The organism is Picosynechococcus sp. PCC 7002 (assembly GCF_963860125.1).
Classification (GTDB): Bacteria; Cyanobacteriota; Cyanobacteriia; order Cyanobacteriales; family MRBY01; genus MRBY01.
The window spans coordinates 2033576-2050267 of sequence record NZ_CAWLFA010000001.1; the positions used below are offsets into that span (position 1 = coordinate 2033576).

The window sequence follows — 16692 nt, forward strand, 5'->3', positions numbered from 1 at the left end:
TTCTAAATCTCAAAAATCAAATAATCAAATCAATTGCCTTGGGGAAGCTCAGCAGAGGTAACTTGATGAGGATTTGACGCGACTTTAAGCCACAACATAAAAGTGCTACCGGGGAGAGCTTCGGTATGGGGTAAGCCAATGGTTGGGCTATATACTTCAATGTCTCCGGCCATTTTTCCCACAAGATCAGCGGCGATCGCCAACCCCAGCCCAGTACCTTCAATGGCACTTTCCGCCTGCACTCCCCGGTAATGTCGTTCAAAGACATGGGGCAAATCCGCCGGGGGGATACCGTAGCCCGTATCATGGACGGCAATGGTGAGTTCATGGGCCTGGGCTTCTACCTGCAAGAACACTTGTCCCCCGGACGGTGTATATTTCAGCGCATTTTCTAAAAGATTATTCAAAACTTCCATCAGGGCTGTGTGATTCCCCAAGACCCAAGGAGACGGTTCTGGCAACCTATAATTTAAGGTGATCCCCCGCTCGGTGGCGATCGCCCCTAGGGAAGCGACGAGGGGAAGTACCACTTCTGCTACGGGTAACGGCTCTACGGAGAGGGAACGGTCTGGGGCAAAACTCAGTTCACCATTGGGCGGTAAAGCTAAACTTGGCCCTCCCTCCAACTGGGGAATTTGAGCCGTTAAGAGATCCACCTCTTCACTAAATTGGGTGAGCAATCCTTTCAGGCGATCGCTTTCCCGGACAATGCCTTCGGCGACCGGATAATTTTTCTCCGTCGGCAGTAACCGCTTCAACAACAACTTACCGAAGGTACTGATCGCCATTGTTGGATTACGGAGCTGGTGTAGCAGATCATGGAAATGCTCTTGTTCTAGGGCCTGGAGATGTTGCTGCTGGGTGAGCCGCTCAGTGGCCCAACTCTTTTGCTGATCCAACACACAGGCCAGCACTAAACCTTCGGCGATCAATTCAATCTGGGTCACCTCTGGCGATCGCCAACCCCGATCCCGGCGTCCCGTCGCTAAAATCCCCAAAATTAAATCACCATGCCACAGGGGAAATGCCCGAGCTGGTTCCCCCAACAAACCCACAAGGTCATCCGGCAAAGCAGCCGTTTCCTCGCCCATCGGGACATCAAGCCATTCCTCTTGATCCGAAACCATCGTTGCCATCTCCGTTGATCCCTGCCTCCCCGCCGCCAGCAAACGATCGGGAAAGGCACTAATGGGTTGGAGCGTAATTTCTTGATTCTCTTGATCTGGCTGGGCCAAATAAACGATCCCCCACTCTGCCCCAACGCCTTGGGCTAACAATTGCAACTGCCCTTGGCACAGGGACAAATACTCTGGGCTAACTGGCAACAGTTGCGGTAATGTCGTCATGAATTTCATCCTCCCAAGCCGCAATCCCTAGGGGATATTTCCCAGGAAACCTTGATAAATCAGGGGTTTTGACAAAAAACTTAATTCTTTTTTTACTTTTGGATTGATCGCCTACCTTCATTGGATTGTAGTAGATTTCTTAATACAAAAAATCCAACCCATCGCGAAAACCAGTCAATTTTCACTTGATTTTTTTCAATGGAGCCGATATACTTTGCTCGACATTCTGTAACTCCTGTTACAGCTGTTCTAAAAAAGTAAAGAAGAGGAGGTACTGGGTTGGCAAGAAAGCGTAAACGCAAGAGTCGGCGTCGGCAAGAAGGAAGAAAAATTTTAGAGATTGTCCCACAATATAATATCGAAAGCGGTGATGACAAACCCGTGACTGCAGCCCGCAAGCATATCGCTGCGAATGGGATTATGCCCCCAGCAGTCGTTGTAGTTAAGCGTAATGAGCATACCACTGATCGGTACTTTTGGGCAGAAAAAGGATTATTTGGTGCCCAATATGTAGAGGAGAATCACTTTTTATTCCCCAGTCTACGGGTGCTTTGTAGCAACGCCGATGAAGAAGTATCTGAAAAAGCGACTGTTTCTAGCAAAGCTTAAAGTTCCTTCAAAAATATATCACTTAACCTAACGTTTAGGTGATCTCTAATCCCCTTCTATCAATTTCAATACTCCCTAGTCCCACCCATTTTCGGGTCGGGGCTATTTTTGTCGCGTTTTTGCCATGGTGTTAATGGATAGCTCAATTAGTTTTGTTGGGGACATTTCCTAAGCTTCATGGAGCTGGTAAGGCATCACCTGACGCAGTTGGATCAACTCATCCCGGTGGGCGGTCACCGTAATTAATCGGGTGGGAGTCTCGGTAATCGGTGTTTGTGTGGTGATCTGTAAAATAACTTTTTCTACCTTCCCTGCCTTACGCCAGTAAAAGAGACCTGCCAAGGGAGCCAGGAGACAAATACCAAGGAAAGCAAAGCCAATATTGGGATAGAGCAGTGCTAAGACCAGGGCAATACAAACTAAACCGAGGGCTGCTAATAGGCTCAAAAAAACAGCAATAAAACCACTGGGAGGAACAAAACCTTCATAGGTGACAATATTATTGACACCATCAACGGTGGTAATCCGATAGGCTCGCTGTTCGAAGTAGGTTTGGAGACGCTCAAAGATGGATTCTTCAGGCTCTTTTGCCAATAGCTCTACTTGTTCGGTGCGATCTTTGATGGAAGCGCGAATGAAGAAAAACAGACCGACCATCAAGAGCAATGTAAGGAGGAGGGTCGAGGTGATTACGGATTGTTCTAACACGGTTTTTACAAGGAGGGCTTGAAGATTCACTGCATATAAATGTATATCGATCATGCTATATTTTGGAAAGTCTCCGGGAAAACCATGAAAAAAATTCGGGTTGTTCTAATTGAAGATCATGATTTAACGCGCATCGGGCTAAGAACTTCTCTACAACAATGTGCGGACATTGAACTTTTAGCAGAGGCGGCCAATGGAGCGGATGGATTGCGTTTGTTAGAAGAGATTCATCCTGATTTAGCGATTGTGGATATTGGTTTGCCTGAGCTTGACGGGATTGAGTTGACCCGAATTTTGAAACAGGAAAAGCTCAAGGATCAGTCCCACGAGGCGCAAACAAAGGTTTTGATTTTGACGTTGCAGGATGATGATGCCGCTGTTTTAGCAGCCTTTGCGGCAGGAGCTGATTCCTATTGTATGAAGGATATTACGTTTGATCACTTGGTAGAGGCGGTCAAAACGACAGACTCAGGCAACAGTTGGATTGATCCGGCGATCGCCCGCATTGTCCTCAATCAAGTGCAAGGGGGAGAACCCCTTTCTGGCTCTACAGTTACGATTCAAGCGACTTCCCCAGAAGATCAACAACTCCTAGAAAGCTGTCCCCTAACGGATCGAGAATTGGAAGTACTCCAATTGATTGTTGATGGTTGCAGCAACTCCGAAATTGCCGAGCATTTATTTATCACCGTGGGTACCGTTAAAACCCATGTCCGCAATATTCTCAATAAGCTTTGTGCCGATGACCGTACCCAGGCTGCTGTGCGTGCCCTTCGTTCTGGTCTGGTCGGTTAAAAAGCGCCTTGGCGGAGATTCATCAAATTATTCAAAATGTCGCAGTTGCAAACAGATAGGACTATCCGAGTCAAAAATTATGCTCTAAGTTTAGGATTTCATTTGGTGGGCATTGCCGATGCTACCGTGGACAATGCTCACAATCAACAGCAGTTACAAGCTTGGTTGGCGGCCGGGTATCAGGCGGAAATGGCCTGGATGGCTAACCCGAAACGCCAGGATATCCAAGCCTGTTTACCAGGGGTGCAGTCGGTCATTTGTGTGGCCCTCAACTATTACACACCCCATGCCCATTCTGAGGCACCAGGCGTAGGTAAGATTTCCCGGTACGGCTGGGGCCGAGATTACCATCGTGTCTTAGGCAAACGTCTAAAAGCTTTCTGCCAGTGGCTCACCAAAGAATTTCCGGAGGAACACCACCGTTTCTATGTGGATACCGGGCCTGTCCAGGATAAGGTTTGGGCAGAACGAGCTGGCCTCGGTTGGATTGCCAAAAATAGCAATGTCATTACCAGAGAGTACGGTAGTTGGGTCTTTTTGGGGGAAGTCCTCACCACTTTAGCTTTGACGCCGGATCAGCCCCATACAAAGCATTGTGGTACCTGTACCCGTTGTATCGAGGCTTGTCCAACAGAGGCGATCGCCGCTCCCTTTACCGTTGATGCGAACCGTTGCATCGCCTATCACACCATCGAAAATCGAGCCGAACAACTGCCCCCTCACATTGCCCCACACCTACAAAATTGGGTGGCAGGTTGTGATATCTGTCAGGATGTCTGCCCCTGGAACCAGCGCTTTGCCCAACCCACCAATATTGAAGATTTTCAGCCTTACCCCAAACACCTTGCACCAAAGTTAGCCGAACTTGCCACCTTATCCGAAACAGAATGGGATCAAAGACTCACAGGATCGGCGCTGCGGCGTATTAAACCAGCCATGTGGCGACGTAATGCCCAGGCAAACCTTGACCATCAACCATAGAAAAAACCTCCCCCATAACATGGAGAAGGCGGGACAATATTTAAGCACACACAATCAAATCAGAAATGAGAGTTCCTATTGACCCATTTGCGCAGCGACTTCTGCGGCGAAGTCTTCTTCTTTTTTCTCAATGCCTTCGCCCAGGACGAACCGTTGGAAACGACGAATTTGGATATTTTCACCAATGGTGGCGATCGACTGCTTCACAAGCTCTTCAACCGTCATATTCTGATCACGGATGTAGGGCTGATCCATCAAAGAAAGCTCTTTGAGGCGCTTAGCAATGCGGCCTTCAACAATCTTTTCTTTGATATTATCGGGTTTACCGGCCAGGTCATCGCGACCCATTTCAATTTCGCGCTCTTTGTCGGCAATTTCAGTCGGAATGTCATCGACTTTCACATACTGAACATTAGGACAAGCAGCGATTTGCATCGCAATCCCTTTGGCCAGATCTTTGAAGATATCACCACGGGCAACGAAATCCGTTTCGCAGTTCACTTCTACGAGAACACCAATGCCACCACCGGTGTGAATATAGCTTTCGATCAGTCCTTCGGCTGCTACCCGACCTGCTTTTTTCTCAGCAGAGGTAATCCCTTTCTGACGGAGCCACTCAATCGCTTTAGTGATGTCCCCATTGGTTTCACCAAGCGCTTTTTTGCAATCCATCATCCCTGCGCCAGTTTTATCGCGCAGTTCCTTGACAAGCTTTGCAGAAATTTGTGCCATGTTGCTGTTCACCAAAAAATTATCAGGTCAATTCAAGAAGATATTACGCTTATTCAGACTCAGATGCATCGGTCTCATCGGCGTACTCATCGATTGCTTCATCGAAGTCTCCGTAGTCACCGTTATCATCAACGGGCTGACCGTGGCGACCGGCATAAATTGCATCGGCCAATTTACCCACAATCAATTTAATGGAACGAATTGCATCGTCGTTGGCCGGAATTGGCAAATCAACGGTTTGGGGATCGCAGTTGGTATCTAGGAGAGAAACGATGGGAATCCCTAATTTTTGGCATTCTTGGATGGCATTGTGCTCCCGACGTTGGTCAATGATCACCACAATGTCAGGGATTTTGCGCATATTCTTAATGCCGCCGAGGTATTTTTGCAGCTTGTCCAGTTCGCGACGAAGCATGGAGGCTTCTTTTTTCGGACGGCGAGCAAGGTTACCGCTTTCTTCGAGGGCTTCTAATTCTTTGAGGCGCTCAACACGGGTTTTAATAGTTTCCCAGTTGGTGAGCATTCCCCCCAGCCAACGCTGGTTGATGTAGAAAGCGCCACAGCGTTTTGCTTCTTGGGCAATGATGCCAGCGGCCTGACGTTTGGTGCCGACGAAAAGGACGTGCTTACCGTTTTCGGAAGCTTCCTTCATGTAGGTGTAGGCTTGTTCAACGAGTTGCGCAGTTTGAACCAGGTCAATGATGTGGACACCGTTACGGGATGTGTAGATGTAAGGTGCCATTCTGGGGTTCCAGCGGCGGGTTTGGTGCCCAAAGTGGACACCAGATTCTAGTAGCTCAGCGAGAGATACAACGGGCATATTCTGTTTACTCCTTTTCGGGTTAAACCTTCATCTGGGGACATTTCATCTGTGCGAAACACCCGAAAGAATCCCAGATGTGCGAGTTTTAAACAACCTTATCAGGGTAGCATAGCTCCGCATTTGAGGGGAGAGGTCTACGGAGAACAGGTTTGGGATGCGTGACAAAAACGACTTAAGGCGATCGCCAACAACCATTATTTCATTTAGCCTTGGTTTTTATATTGGGTTTTGTGGAAAACGAAGGGGCACCCTTGGAATCATGGCCGTCGTTCCTGGGGGCGATCGCCAGAGAACTTCCCATAATGAAAGGTAACGTTACATTGCTTTTTGTTACAAAAAACCGTTTGAGTTTTCAGTTTTTCGGCGGAATTCAATTGATTTCAGCCATTGTGCCGTAATGATTTCAGGGAGTTTTAAATATTGTTAATGTCCCCCAACATCCTTGGAAAGTAGGCCCTATCATTTACATCAATGCTTTTTGCCCAATGGGTTTTAGAGCAGTCCTAAATCACTGGAAACCTTGCAAGCTGGTGATTCGCTCACAGCTTATCTATTTGAATACATCTATTTAGATAGAACCTTTATTACGTCGATTGTCTAGAGAGGAGAATCCTCATGGCAGTAAAGGTTGATAAGGATCCGGTACCAACTTCCTTTGAGAAGTGGGGCAAACCGGGTCACTTTGACCGAACTCTGGCACGGGGTCCAAAAACCACCACCTGGATTTGGAACCTCCATGCTGATGCACATGATTTCGATAGCCAAACAAGTGATCTCGAAGATATTTCGCGCAAAATCTTTAGCGCCCACTTCGGTCACCTTGCTGTAGTCTTTGTTTGGCTCAGCGGCATGTACTTCCATGGCGCAAAATTTTCTAACTATGAAGCTTGGTTAAATAACCCCACTGTTATTAAGCCAAGTGCACAAGTGGTTTGGCCCGTTGTGGGTCAAGGCATTCTGAACGGAGACGTCGGTGGCGGCTTCAGCGGTATTCAAATTACCTCTGGTCTGTTTTACCTCTGGCGTGCTGCTGGTTTTACCAACTCTTATCAGCTCTATGTGACTGCCATTGGCGGTCTTGTTATGGCAGCCCTAATGGTGTTTGCCGGTTGGTTCCACTACCATAAAGCAGCTCCGAAACTGGAATGGTTCCAGAATGCTGAAGCCATGATGAATCACCACCTATCCGTATTGTTAGGTTGTGGTTCTTTGGGCTGGACTGGCCACTTGATCCACGTTTCCCTACCGGTAAACAAGCTCCTAGATTCTGGTGTGGCTGCAAAGGATATTCCTTTACCCCACGAGTTCTTTGATGCTTCGGTAATGGCGGAACTGTATCCCAGCTTTGCCCAGGGTCTGAAGCCTTTCTTTACTTTAGATTGGGCTGCATACTCTGATTTCTTAACCTTTAAGGGTGGCTTGAATCCCACTACTGGTAGCCTCTGGCTTTCTGATGTGGCTCACCACCATTTGGCGATCGCTGTTCTCTTCATCATCGCAGGTCACATGTACCGGACTGGTTTCGGTATTGGCCACAGCATGAAAGAGATCCTCGAAGCCCACAAAGGCCCTTTCACTGGCGAAGGTCACAAAGGTCTTTACGAAATTCTAACCACCTCTTGGCACGCTCAATTGGCGGTTAACCTCGCGCTGCTTGGTTCTTTAACCATCGTCATCGCGCACCACATGTACTCCATGCCTCCCTATCCTTACATGGCAACAGATTACGGCACCCAGCTGTCTCTGTTCACTCACCACACTTGGATTGGCGGCTTCCTCATTGTTGGTGCTGGTGCCCACGGCGCAATTTTCATGGTTCGCGATTACGATCCCGCTAAGAACGTTAACAACCTCTTAGACCGCGTAATTCGTCACCGTGACGCGATTATTTCTCACCTCAACTGGGTTTGTATTTTCCTTGGCTTCCACAGCTTTGGCCTCTACATTCACAATGACACCATGCGTGCGTTGGGTCGTCCCCAAGATATGTTCTCTGATTCTGCGATTCAGTTGCAGCCTATCTTCGCGCAGTGGATTCAAAACATCCATACCCTTGCTCCCGGTGGCACCGCTCCCAATGCGATCGCCTCTGCGAGTCAAGTTTTCGGTGGTGACGTAGTGGCAATCGGCAACAAAGTTGCCCTAATGCCCATCACCCTCGGTACTGCTGACTTCATGGTTCACCATATCCATGCGTTTACCATCCACGTCACTGTACTTATTCTGCTGAAGGGTCTTCTCTATTCCCGCAGCTCCCGTCTCGTACCCGATAAGGGTCAACTGGGCTTCCGCTTCCCCTGTGACGGTCCTGGTCGTGGTGGTACTTGCCAAGTTTCTGGTTGGGACCATGTCTTCCTTGGCTTGTTCTGGATGTACAACTCCCTCTCCATCGTGATTTTCCACTTTAGCTGGAAGATGCAATCCGATGTTTGGGGCACAATCCTCCCAGACGGTAGCGTATCCCACGTCACTGGTGGTAACTTTGCCACAAGCGCAATTACCATTAACGGCTGGCTCCGTGACTTCCTCTGGGCACAGTCTTCTCAGGTGATCAACTCCTACGGTTCTGCACTGTCGGCTTACGGCATCATGTTCCTGGCGGGTCACTTTGTGTTTGCCTTCAGTCTCATGTTCCTCTTCAGTGGACGTGGCTATTGGCAAGAACTCATCGAGTCCATCGTTTGGGCACACAATAAGCTCAAGTTGGCTCCTGCAATTCAACCCCGTGCTTTGAGCATCGTTCAAGGTCGTGCGGTTGGTGTTGCTCACTATCTCCTCGGTGGGATCGTGACAACCTGGGCCTTCTTCCTAGCGAGAAGCTTGTCCATCGGTTAACTCTGAAATGGTTTACCGATCGCCAATTTCAGGGGGAGTTGTAAGAGTTGTATTTCACTCGATTCACCTTCCCTCCCAATTGGCTCCTAGTATCTTTCCCTGCGGGAAAATACAGAGGTTACATTTGAAGACCTCACCCTCATTTGTTTAACGAGGAGAACCTCAAGCATAGTTATGGCAACTAAATTTCCAAAATTTAGCCAAGACCTTGCTCAAGATCCCACTACGCGTCGGATTTGGTACGGAATCGCTACAGCACATGATTTCGAGACCCACGACGGGATGACTGAGGAGAATCTTTACCAAAAGATCTTTGCTTCCCACTTCGGTCACCTCGCAATCATCTTCCTGTGGACTTCCGGCACCCTCTTCCACGTTGCTTGGCAAGGCAATTTCGAGCAGTGGATCAAAGATCCCCTGAACGTCCGTCCCATCGCCCATGCGATCTGGGATCCCCACTTTGGTCAAGGCGCAATTGATGCCTTTACCCAAGCGGGCGCTTCTAACCCTGTAAACATTGCATATTCTGGGGTTTACCATTGGTTCTACACCATTGGGATGACCACCAATGCTGACCTCTACCAAGGCGCAGTATTCCTTCTGATCCTCTCTTCTCTGTTTTTGTTCGCAGGCTGGCTGCACTTGCAACCCAAGTTCCGTCCTAGTCTTGCGTGGTTCAAGGATGCTGAATCTCGCCTCAACCACCACTTAGCTGGTTTGTTTGGTGTCAGTTCTTTGGCTTGGACAGGTCACCTGGTACACGTTGCAATTCCTGAGTCTCGCGGTGTTCATGTTGGCTGGGATAACTTCCTTTCTGTGAAGCCTCACCCCGCTGGTTTGATGCCCTTCTTCACTGGGAACTGGGGTGTGTATGCGCAAAACCCTGATACTGCGGGTCATGTGTTTGGCACATCCCAAGGTGCAGGTACTGCGATTCTGACCTTCCTTGGTGGTTTCCACCCCCAAACGGAGTCTCTCTGGTTGACTGATATTGCCCACCACCACTTGGCGATCGCCGTGCTGTTTATCATCGCGGGTCACATGTATCGCACCAAGTTCGGGATTGGTCACAGCATCAAAGAGATCCTCAATGCCCACCAGCCCCCCTCGGGTAAGCTTGGTGCCGGCCACAAAGGTCTTTACGATACCGTTAACAACTCCCTCCACTTCCAGTTGGGTCTGGCGCTTGCATCCTTGGGTGTAATCACCTCCTTGGTTGCACAGCACATGTACTCTCTGCCTTCCTATGCGTTCATCGCCAAGGATTACACTACCCAGGCAGCACTGTACACCCACCACCAGTACATCGCTGGTTTCTTGATGGTCGGTGCGTTTGCCCACGGTGCGATTTTCTTCGTCCGTGACTACGATCCCGAAGCGAACAAAGACAATGTTCTTTATCGCATGTTGGAGCACAAGGAAGCCCTGATCTCTCACCTCAGCTGGGTATCTCTCTTCCTCGGTTTCCACACCCTCGGACTCTATGTCCACAACGATGTAGTAGTTGCCTTCGGTACCCCTGAAAAGCAAATCCTCATCGAACCTGTCTTTGCTCAGTTTGTCCAAGCGGCTTCTGGTAAAGCACTCTACGGCTTTGATGTACTTCTTTCCAACGCTGATAGCATCGCTTCCAATGCAAGTGCGGCTTATCTTCCCGGCTGGTTAGATGCCATCAACAGCGGTTCTAACTCTCTCTTCCTCAACATTGGTCCTGGTGACTTCCTCGTTCACCACGCGATCGCCCTCGGTCTTCACACCACCACTCTCATTCTTGTGAAAGGTGCGTTGGATGCCCGTGGTTCTAAGCTAATGCCCGATAAGAAAGACTTCGGCTACAGCTTCCCCTGTGATGGCCCCGGTCGTGGCGGTACTTGTGATATCTCCGCTTGGGATGCCTTCTACCTCGCAATGTTCTGGATGCTGAACACCCTGGGCTGGTTGACCTTCTACTGGCACTGGAAGCACCTCGGCATTTGGCAAGGTAACGTTGCTCAGTTCAACGAAAACTCCACCTACCTGATGGGCTGGTTCCGTGACTACCTCTGGGCGAACTCCGCACAGTTGATCAACGGCTACAACCCCTACGGTGTAAACAATCTCTCCGTCTGGGCTTGGATGTTCCTCTTCGGACACCTTGTTTGGGCAACTGGTTTCATGTTCCTCATCTCTTGGCGTGGTTACTGGCAAGAGCTGATCGAAACTATCGTTTGGGCCCACGAGCGCACTCCCCTGGCGAACATTGTTCGTTGGAAGGACAAGCCCGTTGCGCTATCCATCGTTCAGGCTCGTTTGGTTGGTCTCGCTCACTTCACGGTGGGTTACGTCCTCACCTACGCGGCCTTCCTGATTGCCTCGACGTCAGGTAAGTTTGGTTGATTAAGTTCTTCTGAAAATTAACCTGCTAAAATCTCACCCCTTGTCTTTTCGGCAGGGGGTTTTTGCTTTGCGATGAAAAAAACCCTAGAACAATGGGCCAAATATCCTAGAAAAGGCGGAAATAGTTTGTTTCTGCACAAAGGAAGGAAAAAATAACGCTATGCTGGACACAAACTTGGCAAGCTTAGAATTTTTATGGCGAGTGAGAAAAAATCTGGGTTAGGAATGTTTGGGGGGGTCTACACCCCTTCTATTTTGACCATCCTTGGGGTGATCATGTATCTCCGGTTTGGTTGGGTTGTGGGTAATGCAGGATTGTTAGGCTCCCTCGCCATTGTTACCCTCGCCAATGCCATTACCTTTTTAACGGCCCTTTCGATCTGTGCGATCGCCACGGATAAGGTGGTTCGTGTGGGGGGCGCTTACTACATGATTAGTCGCTCTTTGGGACTCGAAACCGGCGGGGCGGTGGGAATCCCGTTGTATTTCGCCCAGGCCTTTTCGGTGGCCCTATACACCATTGGTTTTGCGGAGAGTGTTGTCCAGGTTTTTGGTGGCTTAAATCAGCTTTATGTGGCTTTGATTGTGACAATTTTAGTGGGAATTTTAGCCCTCACTTCCGCCAGCATTGCCATTAAAGCCCAGTACTTCATCATGGCGGCGATCGCCCTTTCTCTTTTTTCCCTGGTGCTGGGTCGCCCCTTGCCCGAAGCTGGAGATATTCTCCTATGGGGTTCTAGCGCTGAGGTGACAGTCCCCTTTTGGACAGTTTTCGCAGTATTTTTTCCGGCAGTTACGGGGATTATGTCTGGCGTAAATATGTCCGGTGATCTCAAGGATCCGATTAAAGCAATTCCCATTGGTACTCTGGCTGCCGTGGGTACTGGCTATGTGATCTATATGCTCATTCCGTTGCTGTTGGCCCAACGGGGAGATACAGCCAGTCTCATTGAGGATCCCCTGGTGATGCAACGCTTGTCTGTTTGGGGGCCAGCGATTTTATTGGGGGTCTGGGGAGCAACGCTCAGTAGCGCAATTGGGAGTATCCTCGGTGCCCCTAGGGTTTTACAAGCCCTCGCCCGGGATGGCGTGTTGCCGCCATGGTTAGGTTTTCTGGGATCTGGTAGTGGGTCGGAGGATGAGCCGCGTATTGGCACCATTGTCACTTTGGGGGTGGCGATCGCCGCTGTTTGTATTGGTGATCTCAACATCATTGCGCCGGTGTTGACGATGTTTTTCTTGACCACTTATCTTGTCCTCAATATTTCTGCCGGTATTGAAACTCTCCTCCAAAGTCCTTCCTTCCGACCGACCTTCCGGGTGCACTGGGCGCTTTCTCTGTTGGGGGCTGTGGGCTGCCTTGGGGTGATGTTTTTAATCAATGCGATCGCCACGGTCGTTGCCGCTTTGATCGTGACGATCATTTACTTTTGGCTACAGCGGCGGGAACTCCAAGTCACCTGGGGAGATGTTCGGCGTGGCCTGTGGATGGCCCTGATTAGTAAAGCGATTTATCAAGTGGCGGGAGCCGAAGATAGCAAAAACTGGCGGCCTCACCTCCTGGTGCTTTCTGGGGCACCCCGAAAACGTTGGTCTTTAATCGAACTAGCAGATGGTTTTAGTCACAATCGGGCCTTGATGACGGTGGCCACAGTGCTCCCCGAAGGCTCCCGCGACCCTGGTCAACAGGTGAAAATGGAAACCACAATCCGCGATTACTTGGCAAAACGGGGTGTAAAAGCCTTGGTACGTCTCAGTACCGCCGATGATCCCTTTGTTGGCGCCTTAAATTTAATTGAAACCTATGGCCTAGGCGATTTAACCCCCAACACGGTTTTGCTGGGCAGTACAGAATCACCCGAACGATTTGCTGCCTACTGTCATCTTTTGCAGCAGGTTCACATTGCCCAACGCAATATTATTATCTTCCATGAAAATCCAGAGCGGGTTTTTGGTCGTAAAAAACGAATTGACATCTGGTGGGGCGGGGTTCAGAGCAATGGCGGCTTAATGTTGATGCTGGCTTATTTGCTCCGTACCGATATCCGGTGGCGCAGTGCCCAGATTTACCTCAAGCTGGTGGTACAGGATGCCACAGCCGCCCAGGCCGCCCGTTTAAACCTGGAGTCCCTGATTAGTAGTGCCCGCATCAAAGCAGAACCAATGGTTATTATCGCTGGCGATCGCTCCTTTGAAGATATCCTGTACCAATCCTCTGCGAGTGCAGATCTTGTTTTCCTTGGCATGGCCCGCCCCCACGAGCCCGCCAATTTCCAGGATTATTACAAAAGCCTTTCCCAGCGGGCCCAGAACCTACCAAGCACCGTGTTTGTTCTCGCCGCCCCCGATTTTGCCTTTGCAGAAGTGGTGGGTGCGCCCCGAAAAGTGAGCACTTAAATCTCTCAAAAACCAGTCGTCTCTCGTCTAGTCGCGTATTAACGACATATTCTCGAAAGAAAAATAGCTTTTGTGTGACATTCAAGCAACTTTGCCCTGACAATGGGAACAATTCTGACCAATAGCAAAATTCAGTATGTCTGAGCGGAAAATTACAATATCTTTTTCAACGCTGCTGTTGATTGTCGGGGCAGTGCTATTGCTATTTTTACTCTGGCAATTACGTAGTTTACTGGTTGTGCTCATGATTGCCGTCGTCATTGCAGCGACCCTTGCACCAGTGATTACCATCGCTGAATCTTTCCGGGTGCCCCGTTGGCTGGCAGTGATCGGTGTGTACCTCGGCTTAATCTCAATTCTCACGGGGGTAGTTTTACTCATTGGCCCCACGGTAGTTGATCAAATTCAAAAGTTGATCCGGAAGCTACCCCTATATTTAGAAATTGTTGGGGTTTTGGTTCAATCCTGGGCCGTGCGCTTGGGCATGACAGAGCCACAAGTTTTAGAACAATTGAACCGTCTTTTTGATTTGCAAGCGTTGACAGCCTGGGCTTTTCGTTCTTCCCAAGAGCTGTTGATTCGTTCCTACGGCATTACGCGAGGGGTCATTGGGGGCATTTTAAGCTTGATTCTGGCGTTTATGCTCTCTGGTTATATGCTGTCTGGTTCTGACAAATTAATTAAAGGCTTTGTCAGTCTTTTTCCGGCTCCCTGGGATGAACAACTTCTGGAACAGGTACAGCCCATGAGCGAGCGGATGGGAAGTTATATTCAGGGTCGGATTGTGGTTTCGGGGATTCTCGGCATTGTCATTACCATTGGCCTAAGGCTGCTGGGGATTTCAGAATTAGCCCTCGGTTTGGGGGTGATCGCGGCGGTGACAAATTTAATTCCGTTTTTTGGGCCTGTGCTAGGTGCTGTGCCGGCTTTGATTGTGGCGATCGCCCAGGGAGGATGGACATTTTTATCCGTCCTACTGCTTTTTACCTTGATCCAAAACCTCGAAACCTATGTATTAGATCCGTTATTAGTCGGTTCTTCGGTCAAAGTGAACCCGCTTTATCAGTTGCTGGCGGTTTTGGGAGGGGCCCAGGTGCTGGGAATTTTAGGCGCGGTGATTGTGCCACCCTGGGTTGCGGGAGCCGCTGTACTGCTCGATAATCTTTACCTCAAAACAAAACCATTACCCGTGTCCCTCACTTTAACGGCGACTCCATCCCTGGCCGACAGCCATAAATCTGAGAAAAATCAAGTCTAGGTAGCAATTATTTTGGCGTTCTCTGACAAATTTGCTCTCCCTTGTTCTGTTTTTAAAGTTTTGAAACGGAAAAATTGTTGAAATCTATGTAAATTAATGCTTTCAGCGATCCATATTGAGCAAAGAACGCTTAGAATAATGCAGGAAAACCTTGCAACAAGATAAGTTTGACCCGCAACAGTGCAAAATATCTCTTCTGGGATTCTTGTTTTGCCTGGTTTTTTTACCTATACTTCTCACAATATCTAAAATTCAGGAGATTTTTAATGAATAAAGGCGAATTAGTCGATTTAGTCGCTGAGAAAGCTGGTATCAGCAAAAAGCAGGCAGATTCTGTGATTAGTGCCACCGTAGAGGCAATCATGGAAACCGTTGCCAATGGTGACAAAGTAACCCTCGTCGGTTTTGGCTCCTTTGAACCCCGCCACCGCAAAGCGAGAGAAGGTCGCAACCCTAAGACCAACGAAAAAATGCAAATTCCAGCAACCACAGTGCCCGCATTTTCTGCTGGTAAACAGTTTAAGGAAATGGTTGCCCCTAAATAGAAGTTGGCTTTGGTCGGACAAACTAAAAATGTGTACGGAGGCTTAGATGGTCACAACGTTGACTCTCTGGGCTTTTTTATTTTTTGACTGTTCAGTATTATCGCGTTGTTAAGCCGCCAATAAACGCTTGAGGGTTGTGGCCACTTGTTCTTGTTCTGGGATGCTGAGGTCGGGGAACATAGGCAAAGACAGCACCTGGTGAGAACATTGCTCAGCAATGGGAAATGCTCCGGATTGGTAGCCAAAGGTTGCAAACACGGGCTGGAGATGTAGGGGTTTGGGATAGTACACCATCGCAATGATGCCCTCGGCTTGTAGCTGGCTACGGAGGGTATCGCGATCGCCGGCTTGAACGAGGATCGTGTATTGGTTCCAGACATGGGTACCGCCAGGGGTTGCTTGGGGGAGTTGAATGCCTTCGATCCCAGCCAGCAATTCATGGTAACGGTGGGCGATCGCCTGACGTTGTTGATTCCAAAGGTCGAGGTGACGCAATTTAACGGCGAGAATTGTGGCTTGCACTGCATCTAACCGACTATTTACCCCCAGCACTTCATGTTGATAGCGAACTTTAGAACCATGCTCCCGGAGCATTTTGATCTGTTCGTGGAGGGTGGGATTGTTGGTCGTCACAGCACCACCATCGCCACAACCGCCTAAATTTTTCGTCGGAAAAAAGCTAAAACAGCCAGCATCTCCCCAGGCTCCCACTTGGCGATCGCCCCATTTTGCTCCCGTGGCCTGGGCACAATCTTCAACGATAAACAGGTCATGTTTTTGGGCAATTTCCCCAAGACGGGTCATATCCACAGGCTGTCCAAAGAGATGGACGGGAATCACGGCCTTGGTACGGGGAGTAATGGCCGCTTCTAGTTGATCGAGGTCGAGGTTGAAGGTTGCAGCGGTAATATCAACAAAGACAGGGGTTGCGCCACACATGGCAATGGCTTCAGCGGTGGCGATAAAAGTAAAAGTAGAGGTGATCACTTCATCGCCAACGCCAATCCCAAGGGCTTTTAGGGCCAGATAAAGGGCATCGGTGCCGGAGTTGCAGCCGATGGCAGAGTCAACCTGGTGATAAGCGGCAAAATGTTTTTCGAATTCGCTTACTGCTGTCCCCCCGATATAGCGACCGGAACTGAGCACTTCCAAGACGGCGGCATTGGTTTCATCGGCAATGGTTGCATACTGGCGCCCTAGATCAACAGGAGGAATTTGGCTCATGGGTGACGGTGATTTTTTGGGTAGGAATTCGCATAAAAGCGTAAATATAAATGTTATAGGTTA

The 16692-nt window shown here is 49.2% G+C and carries 14 protein-coding genes; 9 read left to right on the top strand and 5 right to left on the bottom strand.

Going from position 1 to position 16692, the window contains the following annotated elements; genetic code table 11:
• Positions 1–29: 29 nt before the first annotated feature.
• Complete coding sequence (locus tag AACQ84_RS09920; protein WP_012307564.1) at positions 30–1346, bottom strand: sensor histidine kinase; 1317 nt, start codon at positions 1344–1346, stop codon at positions 30–32.
• Between the two features lie 279 nt (positions 1347–1625).
• On the opposite strand from AACQ84_RS09920, the gene AACQ84_RS09925 reads away from it, so the two are divergent.
• Positions 1626–1955 carry a DUF3155 domain-containing protein gene (locus AACQ84_RS09925; RefSeq protein ID WP_030006452.1) on the top strand — a complete coding sequence of 110 codons (330 nt, stop codon included), beginning with the start codon at positions 1626–1628 and terminating at the stop codon, positions 1953–1955.
• 168 nt (positions 1956–2123) lie between these two features.
• On the opposite strand, the gene AACQ84_RS09930 is transcribed toward AACQ84_RS09925, so the two are convergent.
• Positions 2124–2663 (bottom strand): cofactor assembly of complex C subunit B, encoded by a 540-nt coding sequence (locus tag AACQ84_RS09930; RefSeq protein ID WP_041443913.1) that lies wholly within the window; start codon positions 2661–2663, stop codon positions 2124–2126.
• Between the two features lie 84 nt (positions 2664–2747).
• Between AACQ84_RS09930 and AACQ84_RS09935 the strand changes: the two genes are divergently transcribed.
• On the top strand, positions 2748–3458 hold the full coding sequence (locus tag AACQ84_RS09935) for a response regulator transcription factor (protein ID WP_041443558.1): 711 nt from the start codon (positions 2748–2750) through the stop codon (positions 3456–3458).
• A 36-nt stretch (positions 3459–3494) separates the two neighbouring features.
• Positions 3495–4439 (top strand): tRNA epoxyqueuosine(34) reductase QueG, encoded by a 945-nt coding sequence (gene queG / locus AACQ84_RS09940; protein WP_012307567.1) that lies wholly within the window; start codon positions 3495–3497, stop codon positions 4437–4439.
• Positions 4440–4514: 75 nt separating this feature from the next.
• On the opposite strand, the gene tsf is transcribed toward queG, so the two are convergent.
• Both tsf and rpsB read right to left on the bottom strand, forming a co-directional pair.
• Positions 4515–5171, bottom strand: coding sequence for a translation elongation factor Ts (gene tsf, locus AACQ84_RS09945; protein ID WP_012307568.1), 657 nt, complete (start codon positions 5169–5171; stop codon positions 4515–4517).
• 49 nt (positions 5172–5220) lie between these two features.
• Entirely contained in the window at positions 5221–5991 is a 771-nt protein-coding gene (gene rpsB / locus AACQ84_RS09950; RefSeq protein ID WP_012307569.1) for a 30S ribosomal protein S2, read from the bottom strand.
• 157 nt (positions 5992–6148) lie between these two features.
• Here rpsB and AACQ84_RS09955 point away from each other — a divergent pair, with 157 nt between their 5' ends.
• The 6 genes from AACQ84_RS09955 (at position 6149) to AACQ84_RS09980 (ending at position 15405) form a co-directional block, all read left to right on the top strand.
• Positions 6149–6307 (top strand): hypothetical protein, encoded by a 159-nt coding sequence (locus tag AACQ84_RS09955; protein ID WP_156785473.1) that lies wholly within the window; start codon positions 6149–6151, stop codon positions 6305–6307.
• Positions 6308–6609: 302 nt separating this feature from the next.
• Positions 6610–8829, top strand: a complete 2220-nt coding sequence (psaA, locus tag AACQ84_RS09960) for a photosystem I core protein PsaA (protein ID WP_012307571.1) — start codon at positions 6610–6612, stop codon at positions 8827–8829.
• Positions 8830–9003: 174 nt separating this feature from the next.
• A complete protein-coding gene (gene psaB / locus AACQ84_RS09965) occupies positions 9004–11205 on the top strand; it encodes a photosystem I core protein PsaB (RefSeq protein WP_012307572.1) in 2202 nt (733 codons plus the stop codon).
• A 195-nt stretch (positions 11206–11400) separates the two neighbouring features.
• Positions 11401–13602: an amino acid permease gene (locus AACQ84_RS09970; RefSeq protein WP_049761623.1), complete on the top strand. Its 2202-nt coding sequence runs from the start codon at positions 11401–11403 to the stop codon at positions 13600–13602.
• A 136-nt stretch (positions 13603–13738) separates the two neighbouring features.
• On the top strand, positions 13739–14860 hold the full coding sequence (locus tag AACQ84_RS09975) for an AI-2E family transporter (protein WP_012307574.1): 1122 nt from the start codon (positions 13739–13741) through the stop codon (positions 14858–14860).
• 266 nt (positions 14861–15126) lie between these two features.
• Complete coding sequence (locus AACQ84_RS09980) at positions 15127–15405, top strand: HU family DNA-binding protein (RefSeq protein ID WP_012307575.1); 279 nt, start codon at positions 15127–15129, stop codon at positions 15403–15405.
• Positions 15406–15513: 108 nt separating this feature from the next.
• Here the strand turns inward: AACQ84_RS09980 and AACQ84_RS09985 are convergent, their stop codons facing one another.
• Positions 15514–16629, bottom strand: a complete 1116-nt coding sequence (locus tag AACQ84_RS09985; RefSeq protein ID WP_012307576.1) for a DegT/DnrJ/EryC1/StrS family aminotransferase — start codon at positions 16627–16629, stop codon at positions 15514–15516.
• Positions 16630–16692 lie beyond the last annotated feature (63 nt).

Coding starts and splice junctions, on each gene's coding strand:
- AACQ84_RS09970 (WP_049761623.1), top strand. CDS start 11,401: ATGGCGAGTGAGAAAAAATCTGGGTTAGGAATGTTTGGGGGGGTCTAC.
- AACQ84_RS09985 (WP_012307576.1), bottom strand. CDS start 16,629: ATGAGCCAAATTCCTCCTGTTGATCTAGGGCGCCAGTATGCAACCATT.
- AACQ84_RS09920 (WP_012307564.1), bottom strand. CDS start 1,346: ATGACGACATTACCGCAACTGTTGCCAGTTAGCCCAGAGTATTTGTCC.
- AACQ84_RS09935 (WP_041443558.1), top strand. CDS start 2,748: ATGAAAAAAATTCGGGTTGTTCTAATTGAAGATCATGATTTAACGCGC.
- rpsB (WP_012307569.1), bottom strand. CDS start 5,991: ATGCCCGTTGTATCTCTCGCTGAGCTACTAGAATCTGGTGTCCACTTT.
- psaB (WP_012307572.1), top strand. CDS start 9,004: ATGGCAACTAAATTTCCAAAATTTAGCCAAGACCTTGCTCAAGATCCC.
- AACQ84_RS09955 (WP_156785473.1), top strand. CDS start 6,149: ATGCGTGACAAAAACGACTTAAGGCGATCGCCAACAACCATTATTTCA.
- AACQ84_RS09980 (WP_012307575.1), top strand. CDS start 15,127: ATGAATAAAGGCGAATTAGTCGATTTAGTCGCTGAGAAAGCTGGTATC.
- AACQ84_RS09975 (WP_012307574.1), top strand. CDS start 13,739: ATGTCTGAGCGGAAAATTACAATATCTTTTTCAACGCTGCTGTTGATT.
- queG (WP_012307567.1), top strand. CDS start 3,495: ATGTCGCAGTTGCAAACAGATAGGACTATCCGAGTCAAAAATTATGCT.
- tsf (WP_012307568.1), bottom strand. CDS start 5,171: ATGGCACAAATTTCTGCAAAGCTTGTCAAGGAACTGCGCGATAAAACT.
- psaA (WP_012307571.1), top strand. CDS start 6,610: ATGGCAGTAAAGGTTGATAAGGATCCGGTACCAACTTCCTTTGAGAAG.